The 22,525-nt window shown below is 70.6% G+C and carries 20 protein-coding genes; 8 read left to right on the top strand and 12 right to left on the bottom strand.

Annotated features, from left to right (window positions below):
* Positions 1–37 precede the first annotated feature (37 nt).
* On the top strand, positions 38–244 hold the full coding sequence (locus ABD197_RS01830) for a cold-shock protein (protein WP_091485579.1): 207 nt from the start codon (positions 38–40) through the stop codon (positions 242–244).
* Between the two features lie 67 nt (positions 245–311).
* On the opposite strand, the gene ABD197_RS01835 is transcribed toward ABD197_RS01830, so the two are convergent.
* From ABD197_RS01835 to ABD197_RS01855, 5 genes are all read right to left on the bottom strand, one after another.
* Positions 312–2,384 (bottom strand): bifunctional lysylphosphatidylglycerol flippase/synthetase MprF, encoded by a 2,073-nt coding sequence (locus tag ABD197_RS01835; protein ID WP_344050996.1) that lies wholly within the window; start codon positions 2,382–2,384, stop codon positions 312–314.
* 76 nt (positions 2,385–2,460) lie between these two features.
* Positions 2,461–3,726 (bottom strand): hypothetical protein, encoded by a 1,266-nt coding sequence (locus ABD197_RS01840; protein ID WP_344050999.1) that lies wholly within the window; start codon positions 3,724–3,726, stop codon positions 2,461–2,463.
* The gene (locus ABD197_RS01845) at positions 3,719–4,402 is read right to left on the bottom strand and encodes an HAD hydrolase-like protein (RefSeq protein WP_344051001.1); all 684 of its coding nucleotides are present in this window, start codon (positions 4,400–4,402) and stop codon (positions 3,719–3,721) included. Before ABD197_RS01845 ends, ABD197_RS01840 begins: the two co-directional genes overlap by 8 nt.
* Before the next feature lie 24 nt (positions 4,403–4,426).
* The gene (nucS, locus tag ABD197_RS01850) at positions 4,427–5,122 is read right to left on the bottom strand and encodes an endonuclease NucS (RefSeq protein WP_344051003.1); all 696 of its coding nucleotides are present in this window, start codon (positions 5,120–5,122) and stop codon (positions 4,427–4,429) included.
* A gap of 29 nt (positions 5,123–5,151) precedes the next feature.
* Positions 5,152–6,405, bottom strand: a complete 1,254-nt coding sequence (locus tag ABD197_RS01855) for an MFS transporter (RefSeq protein WP_344051005.1) — start codon at positions 6,403–6,405, stop codon at positions 5,152–5,154.
* Positions 6,406–6,465: 60 nt separating this feature from the next.
* Here ABD197_RS01855 and ABD197_RS01860 point away from each other — a divergent pair, with 60 nt between their 5' ends.
* The 7 genes from ABD197_RS01860 (at position 6,466) to mnhG (ending at position 14,029) form a co-directional block, all read left to right on the top strand.
* A complete protein-coding gene (locus ABD197_RS01860) occupies positions 6,466–7,545 on the top strand; it encodes a LacI family DNA-binding transcriptional regulator (RefSeq protein ID WP_344051007.1) in 1,080 nt (359 codons plus the stop codon).
* 108 nt (positions 7,546–7,653) lie between these two features.
* A complete protein-coding gene (locus ABD197_RS01865) occupies positions 7,654–10,611 on the top strand; it encodes a Na+/H+ antiporter subunit A (protein WP_344051009.1) in 2,958 nt (985 codons plus the stop codon).
* Positions 10,611–11,171, top strand: coding sequence for a Na(+)/H(+) antiporter subunit C (locus tag ABD197_RS01870; RefSeq protein ID WP_344051011.1), 561 nt, complete (start codon positions 10,611–10,613; stop codon positions 11,169–11,171). Before ABD197_RS01865 ends, ABD197_RS01870 begins: the two co-directional genes overlap by 1 nt.
* Positions 11,168–12,730: a Na+/H+ antiporter subunit D gene (locus ABD197_RS01875; protein ID WP_344051013.1), complete on the top strand. Its 1,563-nt coding sequence runs from the start codon at positions 11,168–11,170 to the stop codon at positions 12,728–12,730. Before ABD197_RS01870 ends, ABD197_RS01875 begins: the two co-directional genes overlap by 4 nt.
* On the top strand, positions 12,727–13,401 hold the full coding sequence (locus ABD197_RS01880; protein WP_344051015.1) for a Na+/H+ antiporter subunit E: 675 nt from the start codon (positions 12,727–12,729) through the stop codon (positions 13,399–13,401). Before ABD197_RS01875 ends, ABD197_RS01880 begins: the two co-directional genes overlap by 4 nt.
* Positions 13,398–13,667, top strand: a complete 270-nt coding sequence (locus ABD197_RS01885; protein ID WP_344051017.1) for an MrpF/PhaF family protein — start codon at positions 13,398–13,400, stop codon at positions 13,665–13,667. The genes ABD197_RS01880 and ABD197_RS01885 overlap by 4 nt, the downstream gene beginning before the upstream one ends.
* Positions 13,664–14,029, top strand: coding sequence for a monovalent cation/H(+) antiporter subunit G (mnhG, locus tag ABD197_RS01890; RefSeq protein WP_344051019.1), 366 nt, complete (start codon positions 13,664–13,666; stop codon positions 14,027–14,029). The genes ABD197_RS01885 and mnhG overlap by 4 nt, the downstream gene beginning before the upstream one ends.
* Before the next feature lie 13 nt (positions 14,030–14,042).
* On the opposite strand, the gene ABD197_RS01895 is transcribed toward mnhG, so the two are convergent.
* The 7 genes from ABD197_RS01895 to argG all read right to left on the bottom strand — a co-directional run bounded on the left by ABD197_RS01895 (position 14,043) and on the right by argG (position 22,522).
* On the bottom strand, positions 14,043–16,661 hold the full coding sequence (locus ABD197_RS01895; protein ID WP_344051021.1) for a penicillin acylase family protein: 2,619 nt from the start codon (positions 16,659–16,661) through the stop codon (positions 14,043–14,045).
* Between the two features lie 142 nt (positions 16,662–16,803).
* A complete protein-coding gene (locus tag ABD197_RS01900) occupies positions 16,804–17,298 on the bottom strand; it encodes an SRPBCC family protein (protein ID WP_344051023.1) in 495 nt (164 codons plus the stop codon).
* Positions 17,295–17,630, bottom strand: a complete 336-nt coding sequence (locus tag ABD197_RS01905; protein WP_344051025.1) for an ArsR/SmtB family transcription factor — start codon at positions 17,628–17,630, stop codon at positions 17,295–17,297. The genes ABD197_RS01900 and ABD197_RS01905 overlap by 4 nt, the downstream gene beginning before the upstream one ends.
* A 52-nt stretch (positions 17,631–17,682) precedes the next feature.
* Complete coding sequence (locus ABD197_RS01910) at positions 17,683–19,584, bottom strand: YhgE/Pip family protein (protein WP_344051027.1); 1,902 nt, start codon at positions 19,582–19,584, stop codon at positions 17,683–17,685.
* A complete protein-coding gene (locus ABD197_RS01915; RefSeq protein ID WP_344051029.1) occupies positions 19,581–20,414 on the bottom strand; it encodes a hypothetical protein in 834 nt (277 codons plus the stop codon). Before ABD197_RS01915 ends, ABD197_RS01910 begins: the two co-directional genes overlap by 4 nt.
* Positions 20,411–21,031, bottom strand: a complete 621-nt coding sequence (locus ABD197_RS01920) for a TetR/AcrR family transcriptional regulator (protein WP_344051031.1) — start codon at positions 21,029–21,031, stop codon at positions 20,411–20,413. The genes ABD197_RS01915 and ABD197_RS01920 overlap by 4 nt, the downstream gene beginning before the upstream one ends.
* A gap of 48 nt (positions 21,032–21,079) precedes the next feature.
* Positions 21,080–22,522, bottom strand: coding sequence for an argininosuccinate synthase (gene argG, locus ABD197_RS01925; protein ID WP_344051033.1), 1,443 nt, complete (start codon positions 22,520–22,522; stop codon positions 21,080–21,082).
* Positions 22,523–22,525: the final 3 nt, after the last annotated feature.

Genomic DNA, 22,525 nt, shown 5'->3' on the forward strand with positions numbered 1-22,525 from the left:
GACGCAGGTAGCTCGGGCACAACAGAATGGCAATTGAATGAGTACCCAGGGCACGGTCAAGTGGTTCAACGCGGAGAAGGGCTTCGGCTTCATCGCTCCTGATGACGGCGGCGCCGACGTCTTCGCGCACTACACCGCGATCCAGTCGGGCGGTTACCGCTCGCTCGAAGAGAACCAGCGCGTCGAGTTCGAAGTCGCCCAGGGCCCGAAGGGCCTGCAGGCTGAGAACATTCGTCCGGTCTGACCTAAGGCCGACCGCGTGACGCCCCGAGCGTCGCGCCTCACGGGGCGAGCCCGGCAGAGCACACCGCTCAGTCGCGCTCGCCCCGTACCAATTCCACCCCGGCACCGGCGAACTGCCGCAGGGTCGCGTCGGGAAGGAAGGCGCGCGTCAGCCCCGCGCCGATGCGCGTGAGGTCGCTCTCGTCGCGGAACAGCAGGTACATCGTCTCGTAGCGCGGGTGGAACTTCTCCTTGAAGCGGTGCAGCGACCCGAAGCCGTAGACGGGCTCGAGCATGTTCGCCAGCCAGTCCGACAGGGTCGCGATCGCTCCCGCATCCGGCGGGTAGTCGTGCGCGAGCGGCGCACCGGACAGCGACAGCACCTGGGCGCCCTCGTCCGAGAAGTGCTTCGCAGACGATCCGATCAGGAACTCCATCACCGGGCCGAAGCCGCCTTCGCGCCGGCGCATGAGATCGAGCGTCCAGCCGTGCACGACCCCGTCCCCGCCGTACACCGGCAGCCAGGAGAGGAATCCGTCGACGTCGCCGTTCGCCGAGACCGCGATCGCGAGCCGCACCTCGGGATCCATCGCCTCGTCGAGGGTGCCGAGCGTGAAGCCCATCTCGGGCAGGCCCTTGTCGCCGACCCACATCTCCGAGATCGCGCGCAGCTGCTGCTGCACACCCCAGGGCTCGTCGCGCAGCCGCGTCATCCGGAAGGTCACCTCTTCGCGGCCGGCGCGGTTGATCGAGGTGCGCACGGGCGCCCAGGCCTTGCCGGTGAACTCCAGGCCCGGGAGGTCGACGATCGTGTCGTCGGCGACCACGAGATTCCGCCAGGTCGACGGGACGGCATCCTTCGTCGCATCGCCCGCGCTGAAGAAGCACGGGATGAGGCCCGCGCGTTCGGCCGCGGCGATGAACTCCGTCACCGAGGCGCTCCGGGATGCCGCCGGCCCGAGCGGGTCGGCGAGGACGATCGCCACGCCCGCCCGCTTCTGGTACGCCACGATGCCCTCGGTCGTGCGGGCGTAGCTGTTGCCGCCCCACGTCGTCATCCAGGACAGCGTCCCGCCGCCGTGCGCGCGGATCATGTCCTTCACCTCATCGAGCGAGGGTTCGTCGCCGAGCCCGATCCGGGACTTGCGTCGCGCCCGGAACGCCGCCCGCACCCACAGCAGGTAGACGAGCACGAGCGCCCAGAGGGCGGACTGCGCGATCGCGACGTTGGGGTCGCCGAGGGACGTTTCCACGACTGCACCCGGAATGAACAGCAGCGTGAGGAAGAGGGCGCCGGTCAGCACGTTGAAGGACGCGAGGATCACGCCGAGCACCCACGCCCACCGTCGACCACGACGCAGCCCGTTGGCGATCAGGAGGATCACGACGACGTCGACGCCGATGTCCAGCAGCGACCCGCCGACGGCTTGGGTCGGACCGAACGGGCCGTCGGTGGGCACCAGGAAGGTGAGGACGTCGACCGCGAGCATCGTGAGAGCCGCGACGAACGCGATCAGGCGCTGCTCCCGCACCGTCGTGCGCTGCAGGCGCAGCGAGCGGTCGACGAACAGGACCAGACCGACCGCCAGGGCGTGCTCGAGGTCGGCGAGGGATCCCCAGAAGAACAGCGTGACGATCGTGAAGCCGATCACGAAGACCCACGCGCGCACACGCCACGGAGCCCGCAGCAGTCCCGCGGCCGCGGCGATGCACGCCATCGAGCCGCCCGACGGGCCCACGTCCAGCACGAGCGCCTCCTGCTGCGCCCACGGCCAGGGCAGGAAAGCGAAGAGCCACAGCAGGAGCGCGCTCGCGAAGATCGCGAAGAGCTGACCGACGCCGAAGTAGGCCACCGCGACGCGCGAACCGCGACGGAACTCCAGATACGCCATCCCGATGAAGCTCGAGAGGGTGAAGAGGTAGACGAGCGGGTGGTTCACGAAGAACGTGCCGGTGATCGGCGTCCACCACCGTCCCTCCAGGAGCGCGGGCAGGCCGTACGCGACGGTGTCCCACAGTGGCGAGTCCTCGAAGGGGCGCCAGAGACCGGCGAAGACGACGCCGACCGCGAGGAGGACGGCGATGATCGTCAGCGTGGCGGGTATGCGGCGCACGAACGAGAGGACGGGATGGCGGGGCGGAGCCTCGACGATCTCGGTCATGGGCTTCACGATAGCGGCGACCGGATGCCGAGCCGCGGGCGACGCGGGATCCGGGATCCGCGGCGCGGCCGTCGCGTCAGCGTCCGCCCAGCCTGTCGAAGTCGGCGAGGGCCCGGGCGTCTTCCGCGTCGCGCATCGCCCGCCGGGCGGCATCCAGCGCCTCGACAGGGTCCGCGCTCTGCCGCGCCGCCGCGAGCTCGCGCTGCGCGGAGGCCAGCCGGGCGCGGGCGTCCGCCCCGGATCGGGCGTGCGTGAGCGCCGACTCCGCCTGGGCGACGGTGTTGCGTGCTGCGGCGAGGGTTCCGGGGAGCGCGGTGCGCGCACCGCGCAGGCGCTGCTGCGCGGTGCGCGCGTCGCCGAGCGCGAGGTCGAGGCGCCCGCGGAGCCGCGCGATGCGGTCGATCGTGCGGGTCGGCCGCCGTGCGGCGTCGATTTCGATCTCGCCGAGGTCCGCCTGCACGAGGCGCAGTTCCGCGCCCAGGCGCTCCGAGTCGGACGGCTCGAGCTGCTCGCGCGTCGCCGCCGCCTGACGCATGGCCGTGCGCGCGGCGTCCAGTTCGCCGCTGACGGCCTGCGCGGCCTGCGTCACCAGGCGATGCGTCTCCTCGAGCGTCCGGGCCTCCGCCTCCGCGCGGCGCAGCTCCCGCTCGGCGGCCGCGAGTTCGGGGAGGGCGGTCGCGGTGGGATCCGCGGCGCGCGCGGCCGCGGCATCCAGCGCCTTCTCCGCCTTGTCGGCGTGCTCGACGGCTGCTCGCGCGGCGGCGTCGGCGTCGACCCACTCCTCCTCGGCATAGCGGGCGGACAGCTCGGCGACGAGGGCCCGCGGATCGCCCATGCTCTCGCGGAGGGCAGCCAGTCGGGCGCGCGCCGCGTCGACCTGTCCCGCCGCGGACACGTTCGCCCGGACCCAGTCGGCGTGCTCGGCCCGCGCGGCGGCGATCACCGCGAGGGCCTCGGTGCTGCGCCGTTCGATCCGGGCCGACACCCGGCGGATGTCCGCGGGTGCGGCATCCGGCTCGCAGATCGCGCGGTACTCGTCGAACGAGTCGTCGCGCACGTGCTGCGCCGTCAGGCGCGCGCGCCGGAGCGAGGTCGGCGCGCCGCCGCCGTAGAGGGCGCCGGACAGTCCGACCTCGAGATCGAGTTCGTCGACCGCGTCATCGAGCTGCACGAGTACGCCGCCGGCCTTCGCGCGGAGGGCGTCCGCGGCCGCGCGCGCCCGCGGGGAGCGGCGCGCCGAACGGATCGCCCACGCGATCACCGCGATCGCGATCGCCGTGACGCCGAACACCACCACGGCCGGGATGACCCAGCCGAGGATGCCGGCGGCGGTGTCAGGCATCGGCGTTTCGCACGAGCAGCAGGTCGCGCAGCTGACCGATCGTGGACACCGAGGCCTGGGCACCCTCGGCCTCATGCGGCCAGCTGAAGCCCCACTGCACGAAGATCACCGGGACGCCCTGCTCGGCGCCCCCTTCGACGTCGTGGTGACGGTCGCCGACGAGCACCGGCCGGCTCGTGTCGACGCCGGCGACCTCGAGGCGACGCAGCGCCTCGGCGACGATGTCGGCCTTTCGGGCGAGCGTGCGCTCATCGGAGGTCGCGCCGACGACCGCGGTCAGGCACGGTGTCAGGTCGAAATGGTCCATGAGGGCGGCGACCTGGATCTCGGGCTTGGAGCTGGCCGTCGCCTGCGGGATGCCGGCCGCGGCGACCTCGCGGATGACCTCGGCAACCCCGGGGAAGAGCCTGGCACCGGTCGTGTAGCCGTCGGCCTTGCCGAGCGTCCGGTAGTACGACACGGCCTCGGCCGCCTGCTCAGGCGTCATTCCGGCCGTCGCCTGGAACGACTGGAACATCGGGGGACCGATCCAGTGCACGAGCTCGGCTCGCGTCGGCGCGGTGCGCCCGAAGTGCTCGAGCGTGATCGTCAGACGCCGCAGGATGCCGTCGGAGGCGTCGACGATCGTCCCGTCGACGTCCCACAGCACGCACGTCCACGGTGATCTGCTCCCCATGGCACCCACGCTACCGGCGTCCGTTCAGAACAGCCGCGGGGCGCCGGAGTCCACGCCCTTCATGCCGTCGTAGTCCAGCGTCACGCAGCGGATCCCGCGGTCGGCGGCGAGGACCCGCGCCTGGGGCTTGATCTCCTGCGCGGCGAACACCCCCGTCACCGGGGCGAGGTGCGGGTCGCGTCCGAGCAGTTCGAGGTAGCGCGTGAGCTGTTCGACGCCGTCGATGTCGCCGCGCCGCTTCACCTCGACGGCGATCGTGCCACCCGCGGGATCCCGCAGCAGCAGGTCGACGGGGCCGATCGCGGTCGGGAACTCGCGGCGCACGAGCGTCAGACCGTCGCCGATCACGTCGACCTGTTCGGCGAGCAGGCGCTGGAGGTCCGCCTCGACGCCGTCCTTGACCAGGCCCGGGTCGACGCCCAGCTCGTGCGAGCTGTCGTGGAGCACCTCGTACAGGCGCACGAGCAGCGCGTCGCCGGTCTTGGCGTGCGTGACCTTCCACATCTCGATCACACCGTCCTCGGCATCCGCTTCGTCCGGTGTCTGCAACGACAGCGTGCACGGCGGGCTCATCCAGTTCAGCGGCTTGTAGGACCCGCCGTCGGAGTGCACGAGCAGACTGCCGTCGCCCTTGTGCACCAGCAGCCGCGTCGCCAGCGGGAGGTGCGCGTTCAGGCGACCGGTGTAATCCACGCTGCAGCGGGCGATGACAAGACGCACCCGATGAGCCTAACCGGCGCCCACGGGGATCACTCCGCGTGCTGGCGGTGCGGCTGCGGGTGGCCCGCCCCGACGGTCGATCCGGCGATCGGGCGCGCCGCGGGGGAGGCGAGTCCGGACGCGATGATGAGCGCGACGAGGATGTAGAGCGTGTTCAGCAGACCGATGTGCTCGCTGATGAGGCCGAGGAGCGGGGGACCCGCCAGGAAGGCGATGTAGCCGATCGTCGCCGTCGCGCTCACGCGTGCCGCAGCCTTGGCCGGGTCGTCGGCGGCCGCGGACATGCCGAGGGGGAAGCCGAGCGACACGCCCGCTCCCCACAGGGCTGCGCCGAGGAAGATGAGCGGCACGGTCGGGGCGAGGATGAACAGCAGCAGACCCACGGTCGCCGTGACGGCGAGCACCCGGAGGGTGGCGACGCGGCCGAAGCGGTCCACGAGGGGTCCGCCGAAGACGCGCACCGCCGTCATGCTGACCGAGAACACCGCGAGGCCCGCGGCACCGAGCGCCGCGTCCGCTCCGTGGCCTTCGACGACGCCGAGCGCGAGCCAGTCGTTCGCGCCGCCCTCCGCGAAGGCCATCCCGAGCATGATGACGCCGAGCGCGTACGTCCGCGGCTCCCGCCAGGCCGACAGCGTCACCGAGAGGCGCTCGCGCAGCGTCTGCTTCGGAGCATCGCCGGGGACGTCCAGGGTCGCCTCCCGGGCGGGCACGTTCGCGATGCTGACGAACGCGATCACGACGATCACGACGGCCATGATGCTCAGGTGCGTGACGACGTCCATCCCGATCGCGATCGCCGCGACGCCGAGCCCTGCTCCGATCACGGTTCCGAAGCTGAAGAACGCGTGGAACAGCGGCAGGATCGTGCGGTCGGACTGCTTCTCGATCGCCGCGCCCTCGACGTTCATCATGACGTCCACGGCGCCGTTGCCGAAGCCCCACAGCAGCAGACCCGCCGTGACGACGATCGGCGAAGCGAAGACGGTCGCCCCGAAGCCGATGATCGCGACGCCGAGTCCGAACAGGAGCATCGCGCCCAGCATCCCGCGGCGCGCACCGAACCGGGCCAGAACGACGGAGGACACCGACACGCCGAGGATGGAGGCGATGCCGCCCGCGAGCAGCATCAGACCGAGCTGCGCGTTGTCCACGTCGATCGCGCTCTTGATGTCGGGCACTCGGGCCGCCCACGTCGCGATCGAGAGGCCGCTCGCGAGGAAGATCGCGAAGACGGCGGTGCGCCAGCGCACGAGCTGGGCGCGCGAGATCGGAGTGTCCATGCGGATAGGCTACCGAATCGATTCGACTCGTCGGAACACGCGGGATACGATCGACGGGCCATGAGCTCCCGTCGCCCCACGATCTCCGACGTCGCCCGCACCGCGGGTGTGTCGCCCTCGACCGCCTCGGTGGTCTTCAGCGGCAAGGCAGCCGTTGCCGAAACCACGCGTCAGCGCGTCCTGGACGCCGCGGCATCCCTCGGGTACACCGGACCCGATCCGCGTGCCGCTTCGCTGCGCCGCGGCCGCTCGGGCATCGTCGGCGTCGTGTTCGAGGAGCACCTGGGCGCGGCGTTCCGCGACCCCGTGAAGACGCTCATGATGGACGGCCTCGCGGACGGCGTGGCCCCGCTCGGCGCAGGGCTCCTGCTGCTGCGCGACCACAGCCCGGGCGGCACCGAGCCGACGCTCATGACCGCGCCGCTGGATGCCGCCGTGCTGATCGGGTGCAGCGGGATGCTGCGCGAATCGCTCGCGGTGGTCACGGCCCGCGGAATCCCGGTCGTGGTGATCGAGGGCGATGCCGGCGAGGGAATCCCCCGGATCGCGCTGGACAACCGCGAGGCTCAGCGGCAGGCCGCGAGTCATCTCCGCGCGCACGGTCACGCAGACGTCGCCGTCGTCGCCCTGCCCGTCCGCGCCGGATGGGAGCGCGGCTGGATCGCCCATGACGAGCCGATCGAGATCGACGTGACCCGCGAGCGGCTCGCCGGTGCGCGCGACGTCTTCCCCCATGCGCGCATCTTCTCCGCGGCGGGCAGCTTCATCGACGAAGGTCTCGCGGCGGGTCGGGCGCTGTTCGCTGATCCGTCCGCTCGCCCGACCGCCGTCATCGCCCAGAGCGATCTGCTCGCCGCCGGCGTGATCCGCGCGGCGGAGGAGGCGGGACTGCGGGTTCCGGACGATGTCAGCGTCACCGGCTTCGACGGCGTGGTGGTCGACGGACTCGCACCCTACGAGCTGACCACCCTCGTCCAGCCGGCCGTGGACAAGGGCCGGGCGGCGGGTCACGCCGTCGCGGCGATGCTCGGGGGTGATCCGGCTGTCTCGATCCGCTTCACGTGCGATTTCCGCGAGGGGAACACCACCGGACCGGTCACGGCGCGAGCCGCCGAGCAGCCCATGAGCGTGCCCCGGTAGACTGGAGTGGACAACCCCGATCGCCCGAGCCGCCGCCGTGCGCCGTCTGCCACTGACGTTCCGCCACTGACAACCGCGCCGTGAGGCCGAGCACCCCGAGGAGGCCGCATGCTGGTCCTCCTCGCCGCGTTCGCGATCGTTCCGATCGCGCTCCCCTGGCTCGTCGCGAGGATCGGGGCGCGGGCGTTCTACGTCGCCGCTCTCCTGCCGCTGGCCGCGTTCGTCTACACCGCGGTGCAGACGCCGGCCGTGCTGTCCGGAGGCTTTCCGTTCGAAGCATTCGACTGGATCCCCGCGCTCGGCATCCAGCTCTCGATGCGGCTGGACACGCTCTCGTGGGTCATGGCGCTCATCGTCACCGGCGTGGGTGCACTCGTGCTGCTGTACTGCCGCTGGTACTTCCGCGGCAAGAGCGACGGGGTGGGTCAGTTCTCCGCCGTGCTGCTCGCATTCGCCGGGGCGATGTACGGGCTGGTGATCACGGACGACCTCGTGGTCCTCGTGATGTTCTGGGAGCTCACGAGCGTCCTGTCCTACCTCCTGATCGGCTTCTACAACCGCCGTGGAGCGAGCAGGCGCGCGGCCCTGCAGGCCCTCCTCGTCACGACGCTCGGCGGTCTGGTCATGCTGATCGGCGTCGTGCTCATGGTCGTCGAGACCGGCACCTCCAGCATCTCGCTCATCCTCGCCTCCGACCCGACCGGTCCGGTGATCGACGCCGCGCTCGTGCTGCTGCTCGTGGGCGCGCTGAGCAAATCCGCGATCTTCCCGTTCCACTTCTGGCTGCCGGGGGCGATGGCCGCACCGACGCCGGTGAGCGCCTACCTGCACGCCGCGGCGATGGTGAAGGCCGGCATCTACCTGATCGCCCTGTTCGCACCCGTCTTCGGAGATTCGCCGGTCTGGCGGCCGATCGTCGTCGGTCTCGGCGTCTTCACGATGCTGCTCGGCGGCCTGCAGTCGCTGCGCGAATCCGACCTCAAGCGCATCCTCGCTTTCGGTACGGTCAGTCAGCTCGGCTTCCTCACGGTCGTCCTGGGATACGGCACGCAGGATGCCGCACTCGCCGGCATGGCGCTGCTGATCAGCCATGCGCTGTTCAAGTCAGCGCTCTTCCTGATCGTCGGTGTGATCGACCGTCAGCTGTCCACGCGCGACATCGGAGAGCTGAGCGGTGTCGGGCGCCAGGCACCGGTGATGGCGACGTTCGCGACGATCGCGATCGCATCGATGATCGGTGTGATCCCCACGATCGGGTTCGTCGCGAAAGAGGGCGTGCTCGCGGCGTTCCTGCATGAGGCCGCCGCCGGAGCGGTGTGGGGCATCGTCGGCTTCGCGGGCATCGTCCTCGGCTCGATCCTGACGGCCGCGTACGGCATCCGCTTCCTGTGGGGCGCGTTCTGGACCAAGAAGCAGGCGGACGGATCAGCCGCTCAGCGCACCGAGTGGCCCGATCCTCCGATCGGCTTCCTCGGCGCCCCGGTTCTGCTCGCGGGACTCACGCTCGTCGCCGGCTTCGCCGCGCCGCTGCTGGACACCGCCCTCGCCCCGTACGCGGCGCTGTCGCCGGCGGCGTCCCCCGGCGTCGCGGCGCCGGAGTATCCCGCCCACCTCGAGCTCTGGCACGGCTTCGAGCCCGCCCTGTGGATCTCGCTCGGGACGATCGCCCTCGGCGCCGTCGTGTTCTGGCTCACGGCGTTCCGCACTTCTGTCAAGCGGATGCTGCCCTTCACCGCCCCCGACGTGTACAACGCCGTTCTGCGCGGGATCGCGCGCCTGTCGGTCGGCACGACGAGCCTCACCCAGCGCGGCTCGCTGCCGGTCTACGTCGGCACGATCTTCGTGGTCTTCGTCGCCGCGGAGGGCACCGCGCTGCTCGCCGGTGGGCAGTGGCAAGCCGAGCTGGACGCGTTCCACACGCCGACACAGCTCGTCGCCGCGCCCATCATGATCGCTGCGGGCCTCGTCGCCGTCCGCGCGCGCAAGCGCTACACCGGCGTCGTCCTCGTCTCGGTCACCGGACTCGGCATGGTCCTGCTGTTCGCGACGAGCGGTGCGCCCGACCTCGCGCTCACGCAGATCCTCGTGGAGACCGTGACGCTCGTCGCCTTCGCGCTCGTGCTGCGCCGCATCCCCTCGCGCATGGGCGAGCACAACGCATCGGTGCGCCCGCTCGCCCGCGGAGTGCTCGCCGCGGCGGTCGGCGTCACGATGGCCGCCGTGGCGATCGTCGCGACGGCCGCGCGCGAAGCGCGGCCGATCTCGGAGGCCTTCCCGAAGCTCGCCTACGAGATCGGCCACGGCAAGAACGTCGTGAACGTCGCGCTGGTGGACCTCCGCGGGTGGGACACGATGGGCGAGCTGTCCGTGCTGATCCTCGCCGCGACCGGTGTCGCGTCCCTCGTGTTCGTCACGCACCGCGCCGACACGCTGTCGCGCATCATCGCGCCGCTGCCCCCGGCCGCGGCTCGCACACGCCGCCCGCTCGTGGAGACGGAGGAGGGCGTCCGCCCGCGCGGCGAAGCGGCGGGGAGTCAGCGGATGGCGTGGCTCGTCGGGGGGCAGCGGGTGAAGCCCGAGAACAGGTCGATCCTGCTCGAGGTGATCGTCCGCGTGCTCTTCCACTCGATCATCATCGTGTCGCTGTACGTCCTGTTCGCCGGCCACAACCTCCCCGGCGGCGGGTTCGCCGGCGGACTCATCGCCGGAATGGCGCTCGTGATGCGCTACGTCGCGGGCGGGCGCTACGAGCTGGGGGCGGCGGCGCCGACGGATGCCGGAAAGCTCCTCGGCGTCGGCATGTCGATCGCCGTCGCGTGCGCCGTCGTGCCGCTCCTGTTCGGTGCTCCGCCGCTCACCAGCTTCTTCTTCGAAGCGGACCTCCCCGTGATCGGCCACATCGAGTTCGTCACCTCGACGATCTTCGACATCGGCGTCTACCTCGTGGTGATCGGGCTCGTCCTCGACGTTCTGCGCAGCCTCGGCGCCGAAGTCGACCGGCAGGCCCAGGAGCTCCGCGACGCGTCCGTCGCGGGCGGCTCGGAGCGGAGCGGGGTGATCGCCTGATGAATGTCTCCCTCGTCCTGATCGTCGTGATGGCGGTCCTGTTCGCGTGCGGCGTGTACGCGATGCTCGAGCGCAGCCTCACGCGTGTGCTGATCGGATTCCTGCTGCTCGGCAACGCCACGAACCTTCTGCTGCTGATCGTGATGGGCCGGCCCGGGATCGCTCCCTTCTTCGGCGCGGGGCCCGTCGAGGAGATGTCGGACCCGCTGCCGCAGGCGCTCACCCTCACCGCGATCGTCATCACGTTCGCGATCTCGGCGTTCCTGCTCGCGCTGATCTACCGGTCGTGGCAGCTCGGGCAGGCCGACACGGTCGAGGACGACGCCGAGGACATCGCGCTGCGCGCCCGGGGGGCGGCCGCCGAGGACGCGATGGACGACGAGACCGAGCTGGAGGCCGACGACTCCACGACCGACTTCGTGGGTCTCGCCAACACCCCGATCACCGTGCTCGGCAGCCGCGACTTCGCGGGGCTGCGCGACGATGCACCGACCGACCGTCCTGTGACGCGTCGCGACGCGCGGACGGATGCCGCGCAGGACGGGAGGGATGACGGATGACCGTCGGAACCCTCGTGCCGCTCCTGGTCACCCTGCCGCTCCTCGGCGCGGCGGTCGCGCTGATCGCAGGCCGCCACCGCCGGACGCAGGTGGCCGTCTCGGTCATCACGCTCACGGTCGTCTGCGCGATCGCCGCGGTGCTCCTCGTGATCGTCGACGCGAGCAACGCGCCGATCGCGGTGTCGGTGGGCGACTGGCCGGTGCCGTTCGGCATCGTGCTGTACGTCGATCGGCTCGCCGCCCTGCTCGTGGTCGTCTCCAGCATCGTGCTGCTCGCGGTGCTGCTGTTCTCGGTCGGCCAGGGCGCCGCGGACGGCGACGACGACACCCCGGTCTCGATCTTCCACCCGTCCTACCTGATCCTCGCCGCCGGGATCTTCACGGCCTTCGTCGCGGGCGACCTGTTCAACCTGTACGTCGGATTCGAGATCCTGCTCGTCGCGTCCTATGTGCTCATCACTCTCGGAAGCACCGAGAACCGCATCCGCACCGGCGTCGTCTACATCGTCGTCTCGCTCGTCTCCTCGATTCTTTTCCTCGCCTCGATCGCCGTGATCTACGGCGCCCTGGGCACCGTGAACATGGTGCAGATCTCGGAGCGCATGGGCGAGCTGCCGCAGCAGACGCAGACCGTGCTGCACGTGCTGCTGCTCCTCGCGTTCAGCATCAAGGCCGCGGTGTTCCCGCTGTCGTTCTGGCTGCCCGACAGCTACCCGACCGCACCCGCGCCGGTCACGGCGGTGTTCGCCGGCTTGCTGACGAAGGTCGGCGTCTACGCGATGATCCGCACGGAGACGCTGCTCTTCCGCGAGAACGACGTCAACGCGGTGCTCATGATCGTGGCGCTCGCGACCATGATCGTCGGCGTCCTCGGTGCGCTCGCCCAGGCGGAGCTCAAACGCATCCTGTCGTTCACGCTCGTCAGCCACGTGGGATACATGGTCTTCGGACTCGCGATCGCGACGCCGGCGGCGATCGGGGCGACGATCTACTACATGGTCCACCACATCGTGGTGCAGACGACGCTCTTCCTCGCGGTCGGTCTCATCGAGCGCCGGGCCGGAAGCACGTCGATCCTGCGGGTGAAGGGCCTCATGCGGGCGGCGCCCGTGATCGCCGTGCTGTACTTCATCCCCGCCGTGAACCTCGGCGGTCTGCCGCCCTTCTCGGGCTTCATCGGCAAGTACGCGCTGTTCGACGCTGCGGCCGAAGTCGGCACGCCGCTCATGATCGTGCTGATCGTCGGCGGCGTGGTGACATCGCTCCTCACGCTCTACGCCCTCATGCGCGCATGGAACCTCGCGTTCTGGCGCGAAGAGGAGGAGTCCGACGAGACGGAGGCCCGCATCTCGTACCTCGGCGACGCCCCCGCCGCCGCGGTCGAGACCGAGCGTCGTGTGATCCCGCGTATCATGACCGCCTCGACGGCCGGCATGGTCGCCGTGACGGTGGCGCTCACGCTGTTCGCCGGCCCGCTCTACGACGTGTGCGCCCGCATCGGAGCGAGCCTGCTCGAACCCGTGAGCATCTCGGAGCTGCAGCAGGAGGCGGGCCAATGACGGCGCCGATCCACCACACCTCCCGCCCGCGGCACAGCGCGGGTCAAGCGGCCGGCGAGCCGGCGCGCAGCAGCACCCACCCGCCGGAGGGCAGCGGCAAGCGCGGCGTGTTGCAGCAGGTGTGGCGGCAGCTGCCGTTCTTCGTGTGGCTCATCGCCCTGTGGATGCTGCTCTGGGGCCAGTTCACCCTCGTGGCGTTCGTCACCGGACTGATCGCAGCGGTCGCCGTGACGAGGGTGTTCCGCCTGCCCCCGGTCGAGCTGTCGGGCCGCGTGAACCTCTGGTACGGCCTCGTGTTCGTCGTCACGTTCTTCGGGGCGCTCATCCGCGGTTCGCTCCTGGTCGCGTGGCAGGTCCTGGACGTCCGGCGTCAGCCCGGAGCGTCGATCATCGCGGTGCATCTGCGGACGGACGACGACCTGATCATGGCCCACACTGCCGTGACGACCTCGCTCATCCCGGGCTCGCTCATCATCGAGGCCGACCGTGACCGCCGCATCCTGTATCTCCACGTGATCGGGGCGACCACCGCCGAGGAGGTCGAGGCGCAGCGCCGCGCGATCCTCGGGTGGGAGGCGCGCATCGTCCGTGCGGTCGGGTCGCGCGCCCAGCTCGAGGTCATCCGGAAGGCCACCGTGGAGACGCCCCGCCAGGGAGGCGCGCCGGTATGAACGTGCTCCTGATCGCGATCTACGTCGTCTTCGGCGTCTCGGCGCTGCTGACGCTGTGGCGCATCGTCGTGGGACCGTCCATCCTCGACCGCGCCGTCGCCTCCGACGTCCTGCTGACCCTGGTGATGTGCGTCCTCGGCGCGGAGATGGCGATCAACCAGCACACCCGCACGCTCCCCGTCCTGCTGATCATCGCCGCGGTCGGGGTCTTCGGATCCATCTCGATCGCGCGGTTCGTTGCGAGGAAGGACAACGTGGACCGATGATCGACGTGGATGCCGCCCTGGATGTCACCGCACTCGTCCTGATCCTGATCGGGGCGCTGCTGTGCCTCACCGCGGCGATCGGACTCCTGCGCTTCCGCGACGTGCCGACCCGGCTGCATGCGGCGACCAAGCCCCAAGTGCTCGGGCTGATCCTGATCTGCCTCGCGACCGCGCTTTCGCTGCGCTCCTGGGCCGTGGTGGCCTTCCTCGTGCCGGTCGTCCTGATCCAGCTCGCGACCGCGCCGCTGTCCGCCCACATGGTCGGCAGGCAGGCCTACCGCAACGGCACACTCGACGAGCGCTCCCTGTTCACGGACGAGCTCGCCGAGTCGAAGGAGACTCCGCCCGCTGCCGGCGGCTGAGCCGCGGCATCCGTCAGTCGGCGGGCCGCAGCGTCAGCTCGTGGGTCGTCGCCGCCGTGACCGCGGCGCGGCTGAAGGGCCACGCAGTGAGCTCGGCACGCTGCCACGCCGGGGTCTGGTCGACGTAGTTCGGGTGGTACGTGTGCCCGCTGTTGCCGGTCAGGTTGTTCCAGCTCGAGCGATCGAGGTCCGCGAGGTCGACGATCATGCGCATCGAGGGCACCGTGATCGTCTCGAAGCCGCCGCCGATGTCCCACCCGGTCGCATTCACGACCGATGAGCCGCCGCCCACCGGGAACGGGCCGCGATTGAACAGCATCTCGATCGGGGCGATTCCGGATTCGCCGAACGTCGCGCTGTTCAGCGGCAGGGCGTGCAGTCCGCCCCAGTTCCACCGCCCCGGATCCTCACCCTGCAACGCCACGAGCCGGTCGTAGGCCGCGTCGGCCGCGTGCACGAGCATCCCGCGTTGCCCGTCGACTCCGAGCTCCTCGTTCGTCCACCACTCGGATGCCGGATCCTCGAGCAGATTCTGGACGACCAGGAACAGCCGCCCCTGGTCCGTCGTCGGCGCCGCACCGTCGCGGCCGGTGACGAAGAGACTCTCCACGAGTTCGTCCCACAGCACGTTCGCGTACGCCGCGGCACCGGAGTCCGCCGCGTTCTGGGCGTCCCAGGTCTGCAGCATCCCCAGCGCGGCATCCGGCCCCCGCCGTCCCGTCTCGATGTCGGCGTAGGCGGCGGCGAGCTGCTTGCCGACCGCGAACTCGTTGTCGGCCTGGATGTCGCGGAGGTCGGTCGCCGTCAGTGGCCCCATCGCGATCTTCCGCTGGAGGAGGTCGGTGATGCGCGCCGCGCGCCAGCCGTAGTCCCAGTCCCGCGTCAGGAAGTAGGGGTAGTCCTCACCGACGATCGCGTTGTTCGCCGTCACGATGTAGCCCTCCGCCGGGTTGTACGCGGTGGGCAGCTCGTCGAACGGGATGAAGCCCTGCCATGCGAACGCCGAATCCCAGCCCGGCTGCGGCATCGAGCCGTCGCCGGCGCCCCGGATCGGCAGGCGACCCGGCGTCTGATAGCCGATGTTGCCCTCGACATCGGCGTACAGCAGATTCTGCGCGGGGACGTCGAAGAGCCGGGCGGCGGCGCGGAAGTCCTCGAAGTCCTGCGCGAGGTCCAGCGCGAAGATCGCGGAGGCGGTGGTCCCCGGCTCCAGGGCCGTCCACTTCAGGCTCACGGCGTACTCACCCTCCGGCGCATTCGCCGGCGGCTCGACCGACCCCCCCGTCCCGGTGAAGGGGGCGGCGGCGATCGCGCTGAAGTCGTCGGTGAGGTCGGAGAGGATCGGCCCGTTCTCGGTTGCACGGATGCGGAGCTCGACGTCTTCGGATCCGGCGACCTCGATCACCTCGGTGCGCTCCTGGAGCGGCACGAGCTGACCGTCGCGCCGGTACTGATCGCCCTCGATCTTCTCCAGGTAGAGATCCGTCACGTCCGTGGTGAGGTTCGTGAATCCCCACGCGACGCGGTCGTTGTGCCCGATCACGATGCCGGGGAGTCCCGAGAAGCTGAAGCCGGCGACGTCGAACGGACACGATTCGGTGACGGCGCGGCAGCGCAGCCCGATCTGATGCCAGACGCTGGGCAGCGCGGCACCCAGATGCGGGTCGTTCGCCAGGAGCGGCATCCCGCTCTCGGTGAGGTCGCCCGAGACGACCCATGAGTTCGACCCGATGCCTTCGCCCGCGTCGCCGACGAGCGCGCTGACGGCCTCGATCACGCCGTCGACCTCGCTCCACTGCACGGATGCCGTCGACGTCGTCCCCTGGTTCGTCGTCGCGTTCGCCGGCTGTGCCGCGACGAGCGAGGGTACGATCACCGGGTTGTCCGCGAACGGGTAGCCGGGGTACAGCTCGTCGATCTGCGTCGCCGTGAAGTCGGGGGCGATCACAGCGCGCGAAGTCTCGTCCTCGATGTTCGTGCGGAGGTCCCAGGCCATCGCCTTCAGCCACGCCACCGAGTCCTCCGGCGTCCACGGCCCGATCTCGTAGTCGGGGTTCTGCAGACCCAGCACGGCGTATTCGAACGATGCGTCCGCCCCGCGATGCTCCGCGAGGTAGGCGTTGACGCCCGCCGCGTACGCGTCGTAGTACGACGCGACCTCGGGGTCGAGCGCCTCGACCTCCTGCGCCGCGACCTCGCGCCAGCCGAGCGTCCGCAGGAATCTGTCGGTCGAGAGTTGAGACTCCCCGAACAGCTCCGAGAGCCTGCCGCTCGTGACGTGCCGGCGGAAGTCCATCTCCCAGAACCGATCCTGCGCGTGCACGTAGCCCTGCGCGAAGAACAGGTCGTCCGTGTCGGAGGCGGTGATCGTCGGGATGCCGAGCGCGTCCCGCTGGACCGTCACGTCCGCAGCGAGTCCGTCGACGGCGATCGTGCCCTCCAGCTGCGGGAACGAACGCTGGATCGTCCAGACGATCGTGCCGGCGACGATCAGCGCGATGACGATGAGCCCGGCGACGACGCTGAACGCCGCGATGCCGATCACGCGCCCGACCGAGCGACGCGGCCGGTCGGCGGCGGGTGCGGAGGTGTCGTCGGCGGTGAGGATCGAGTCGGTGAGGGTCTTCGACATTGAAGCGCTTTCGGAAGGATGCCGGAGGAACGCGGTGTCATGCACCGTGAGCCTCGGTCCCGGGCGTTCGGGCGCCAGGGTACCGTCAGGCATCGTAACCCGCGCGTAGTGCTCCGCGCCCCGGCGCGGGCCGGATGGGCCCTCAGGCCGCCGTCGTCGCCGGCACCGTCAGTCGTTCCACCGTCGCCCGCCAGCCGGCGCCGATGCCCTTCGAGAGCCACTCCCGGACCTCGGGTTCGGCCATCGTCTCGGGAAGCGCGAGGGTCATCGTCGCCCGGCAGGATGCGGGGTCGCCGTCGAGGTCCTCGAACTCGAGGGTTGCGATCGGACCGGCCCAGAGGTCGGCGCGATCGAGCTTCGGCCAGCCGTCCTCGGCGCCCCACGCGAAGACGATGCGCTCGTCGCGGACGATCTCCAGGTAGATGCCGCCCGTCGTGTAGGACGTGTCCGCATCGATCACCATGGGCACCGTCCACGCGCCGCCGACGCGCAGATCGACCTCGATCGGTTGGTCCGGCCGAGGCTGATCGGGATTGAGGAACCACTCCAGTTCGGACGGAACGGTCCATGCGCGGAACACGGCCGCCCGCGGTGCGGCGAACTCGCGCGTCACGACGATTCTGCGGTTCTCGGTCATCGGTCGTCCTCCTCGGTGGGGTGTGCGCTGAGCTGGCGCGACAGCGCGTCGAAGCGACTCTCGAAGAAGTCGCGGTACTCGGCGATCCAGTCCTCGGCGTCGCGGAGCCGGTCGGTGTTCAGCGCGCAGGTGCGCTCCTGTCCCCGGCGCGCCTTGCGGACGAGCCCGGCACGCTCGAGCGACGCGATGTGGCGGGAGACGGTCGGCAGGCTGAGGGCGAACGGTTCGGCGAGTTCGGTCACCGTCGCCTCGCCCCGGGACAGGCGCGCGATGATCGCGCGCCGGGTCGGATCGGCCAGCGCCGTGAACGTCTCGCTGAGGACGTCGGACATACTTGCAGGGTAGCGTAATTACGCAATCACGCAAGTATTACCGTCAACCGTCTCACCCGATGAGGCTGGGCTGCAGATCGCGGAGCGTCCGGGAGTGCATCATCCGCGTCACCCCGAGGGCAGCCAGGACGAGCGCCCCGAGCATCCAGATGAGCAGCACGCTCAGGTCGAACCACACCCTGCTCGCATCGCCCCCGTACATGACCTGCCGCATCGCGTCCACGACATAGCCCATCGGCAGCACGTGGTGCAGCGTCGTGAGCGGCGCGGGCAGCGTCTGCCACGGGAATGTGCCACCGGCGGTGACGAGCTGGAGGACCATGAGCACCAGACCCAGGAACTGACCGACCGAGCCGAGCCAGACGTTGAGCGCGAGGATGATCGCCGCGTACGTGAACGAGGCGAGCACCATGATGCCGAGGGTTCCGAGCGGGTTCGCGAAGCCGAAGCCGAGCGCGATCGCGAGCACGCCGAACAGAACGATCATGGAGGCGGCGCCGAGCATCGCCGGAGTGAGCCAGCCCGCCACGGCGACCCGCACCGGCGTCCGCAGGGCCGTGACGGCGCGACGTGAGACGGGCTTGACGATCAGGAACAGCGCGTAGATGCCGATCCACCCGGCGAGTGCGACGAAGAACGGGGCCAGCCCCGCGCCGTAGTCTCCGGCCGCCGCGACCTTGCCGGTCTCGACCGCGACGGGGTCGGAGATGGTCTGCGCCTGCTGCAGGCGCAGTGTCGCGGACGAGTCCGGGATCTCGTCGACGCCGGATTCCAGTCCGTCCCGCAGTTCCGCGGCACCGCTGGAGAGCGCGGCGGTGCCGTCGGAGAGGGATGCCGCACCCCCGCTGACCTGTGCCGCCCCGCTCGCCGCGGCTGCGGCGCCGTCGGCGAGGGCCGCCGTGCCCGAGGCCAGCTGTGCGGCGCCGCCGGACAGGGTCGAGGCTCCGTCGGCGACCTGCCGGGCGCCCGCTGCGAGGGCATCGACCTGGCCGACGGCATCCTGCACGCGTGCGTTCCCGTTCTGGATCGCCTCGCCGACCGGATCCAGGCGTGCGAGCACCGCGTCGATCTGGTCCTGATCGAGGCCCTGTTCGGCCAGGAGGGCCGCGATGTCCGCGCGCGCCTGCGGCACGGCGTCGGCCGCCTGCTGCACCGCCGTACCGGCTCGATCGGCATAGCCCGCGAGCGTCTCATTGCCGTCCGCGACCTGCGCGGCCCCGCCCGAGAGCTGCTGGGCGCCCGCGGCCAGGTCCGCCGAACCCGCGGCCGCCTGCTGCGCACCGGCGGAGAGCTGGGCCGTCCCGTCGGCGAGCGTCGCCGCCCCCGTGCTGAGCTGCTGCGCACCGGCGGCGGCCTGGGCGGCGCCGTCCGCGAGGCGCGCGCCGCCGTCCGCCGCGGTGACGAGATTCACCCGGATCTCCGCGATGCCGTCGAGGAGACGCCCCGCCGCCTCGCGGTTCACGAGCTCGGCGACCGACCGCCGGATCTTCTCGACGGCCTGCGTGCCGATCGTCGACGCGAGGTAGTTGTTGGCGTCGTTCGTCTCGAGCGAGATCGTCGCCTGACGCGGATCGTCCCCGCCGACCGAGGTCAGGGCGGCCGAGAAGTCCATCGGGAGGGTCACGGTGAAATCGACCGTGCCGTCGGCGAGCTCCTGCGCCGCCTCGGCAGCGGAGAGCGCACGCCAATCGAACGCGCCGCCCTCGAGGAGTTCGTCGGCGACCTGATCCCCGTAGTTCGCGGCAGGGTGGTCTCCCGATGCGGCCACGCCGGCGTCGTCGTTCACGAGCGCGACGGGGATGTCACCGAACTTGCCGTACGGGTCCTGATTGGCCCACAGGTACAGTCCGCCGTAGAGGATCGGCACGCACATGAGAGCGATCAGGGCGATCACCGACATGCGGCGGGAGGTGAGGCGCCGCAGTTCGGCGGCGATCATCGCGGGGATCTTCATCGCTGCTCGCCCTTCTCGTCGCGTTCGGGTTCGGGTTCGGGTTCGGGCTCCGGGTCCGGTTCGGGTTCGGGCGCCGGGTCCGGTTCGGGTTCGGGCGCCGGGACCGGTTCGGGTTCGGGCGCCGGGTCCGGTTCAGGCGCCGGGTCCGGTTCGGGTTCTGGCTCTGGCTCGGATTCGGGCTCGGACGCAGGTTCGACTGCGGGCTCCGGCGCGTCTGGCGCGAGATCCGCGCGCTCGGCACGGCCCGCCAGCGCGGCGGTCGATGCGACACCGCTGATCACGAGCATCCCGTAGCCGCGTCCGGCGAACTCCTCGACCAGGCTCCACCACTCGTCCGGATGCCCGCCGTGACGCTGCGGCGAGACCAGGACCATCGCCTCCACGCTCCGCCGGAGCGCCGTGAGCTCCAGCAGCAACCGGAACCGCTCGCGCGGTGCGACGTCGGCGATCGGGACGCGCGCCAGCTCGCGCATTCCGGCTTCGTCGAGCCAGCGCAGGACCGCGACCGGGTGCGACGGGAGCCCCGCGAACATGAGCTCCTCGGCCACGAGTCCGAACACGGCGACATCGGGTGCGGGATCGCACACATCGGGCGCGTCGACGAGGGCCACGCGGCGACGCAGGGCGGCGGCATCCGTTCTGCCGTCGATGCGCACGGCTCCGGCATCGGGCTTCATGCGGCCCGATGCGATGAGTCCGAGCACGGTCGGTCGCTGCTCGGTCTCGGCGGGCACGATGCGCGCCGCGCCGGTCTCGAACGCGAGGGAGATCGGGGGCAGGGCGAGGCCGTCGCGGCCCTTGTGCACGGCATCCAGCGTCACGCGCATCATCGTTCCTCCACGATCCCGGGGTGAGCGGCCAGCAGCCCCGCCTGTTCGGTCCACGACAGCCCGCTCACACTCAGCACGACGCGGACGACGACGGATGCCGCATCCGGCGTCTCCGCCGGCAGCTCGCGCAGCGTCGCTCGGGCCGTCTCCTCGATCAGGAATCCGAGGAGCTCCGGCGGAACGTCTGCGCGGAAGGCGCCCTCCGCGCGCCCCCGCTCGACGAGGTCGCGGACGCGTCGCCGCAGTGGCGCGAGCGCGCGGACGGTGTCGGCGACATGCGCGTCGTCGAGCGCGATGTTCGCGGAGGCCTGCACCGTGGATGCCGCTCGCCACAGGTCGGCGGCGAGTCGGGCGAGGGCGACGCGGGCGTCGGGGTGATCCACCTGCTCGGCGATCGTGTTGAAGCGTGCCGCGCCCACCTCGATCACCGCGCGCAGCAGGGCCTCCCGGTCGGAGAAGTGGCCGTACAGGGCGCGACGGCTGAGCCCGGCCGCATGGGCGATCGCATCGAGCGACGCGTTCGGGTCGGTGGCGAGGACGCTCTGGGCGGCGGCGATGATGCCGGCGCGGTTTTCGAGCGCGTCACGGCGCGGTCGACGGGCGGCGGTGGTGGTCACCGCACGATTCTAGATAACTTGCACATACCTGTGCAAGTTATGAGTGGTTCAGTCGGCTCCGAAGTCGAACGACGCCGACTCGGATGCCTCGTCCACCGCGTCGGCGAGCTGCTCGCGCTCGGCCGAGTAGCCGGTCGCGTGCTCGGTGATCTCGTCCGCCTCGCCCGAGGTCAGGCGTCCGACGAGCGCACCGGTCGCGCCGCCGATCAGGCCGAGTCCGGCGTACTGCTCCAGGCGCGAGCGAGAGTCGGCGATGTCGAGGTTGCGCATCGTCAGCTGTCCGATGCGGTCGGTCGGGCCGAAGGCCGCGTCACCGACGCGCTCCATCGAGAGCTTGTCCGGACCGTACGACAGGTTCGGGCTCGTGGTGTCCAGGATCGTGTAGTCGTCGCCACGACGCAGACGCAGGGTCACGGTGCCGTTGATCGTCGACCCGACCCACTTCTGGATCGACTCGCGCAGCATGAGCGATTGCGGCTCGAGCCAGCGGCCCTCGTACATGAGACGACCGAGGCGGCGGCCCTGCTCGTGGTACGTCGCGAGCGTGTCCTCGTTCAGGATGCCGTTCACCAGGCGCTCGTATGCGATGAACAGCAGTGCCATCGCGGGCGCCTCGTAGATGCCGCGGCTCTTGGCCTCGATGATCCGGTTCTCGATCTGGTCGCTCATGCCGAGGCCGTGGCGGCCGCCGATGCGGTTCGCCTCGTGCACGAGCTCCACCGGGTCGGCGTACTCGACGCCGTTGATCGCGACAGGGCGACCGAGCTCGAAGGTCACGGTGACGTCTTCGGTGTCGATCTGCACCGAGGGATCCCAGAAGCGGACGCCCATGATCGGCTCGACGGTCTCCAGCGAGACGTTCAGGTGCTCCAGGGTCTTCGCCTCGTGCGTCGCGCCCCAGATGTTCGCGTCGGTCGAATACGCCTTCTCGGCGCTGTCGCGGTAGGGGAAGCCGTGTTCGACGAGCCACGCCGACATCTCGGCGCGACCGCCGAGCTCGGTGACGAAATCGGCGTCCAGCCAGGGCTTGTAGATGCGCAGCCGGGGGTTCGCGAGCAGGCCGTAGCGGTAGAAGCGCTCGATGTCGTTGCCCTTGTAGGTGGAGCCGTCGCCCCAGATGTCGACGCCGTCCTCCTTCATCGCGCGGACGAGCATCGTCCCGGTGACCGCGCGCCCGAGCGGAGTCGTGTTGAAGTAGGTCTTGCCGCCGGAGCGGATGTGGAACGCGCCGCACGCCAGCGCGCCGAAGCCTTCCTCCACGAGCGCCGTCTTGCAGTCGACGAGTCGCGAGACTTCGGCGCCGTACTCGAGCGCGCGACCCGGGATCGCGTCGATGTCGTCCTCGTCGGGCTGGCCGAGATCACCCGTATACGTGCAGGGGATCGCGCCCTTGTCGCGCATCCAGGCCACCGCCACCGAAGTGTCCAGCCCTCCGGAGAAGGCGATGCCGACGCGCTCGCCGACGGGCAGGGACTGGAGGACTTTCGACATGCC

It is taken from the genome of Microbacterium lacus (assembly GCF_039531105.1).
In the GTDB taxonomy this organism is placed as follows: Bacteria; Actinomycetota; Actinomycetes; order Actinomycetales; family Microbacteriaceae; genus Microbacterium; species Microbacterium lacus.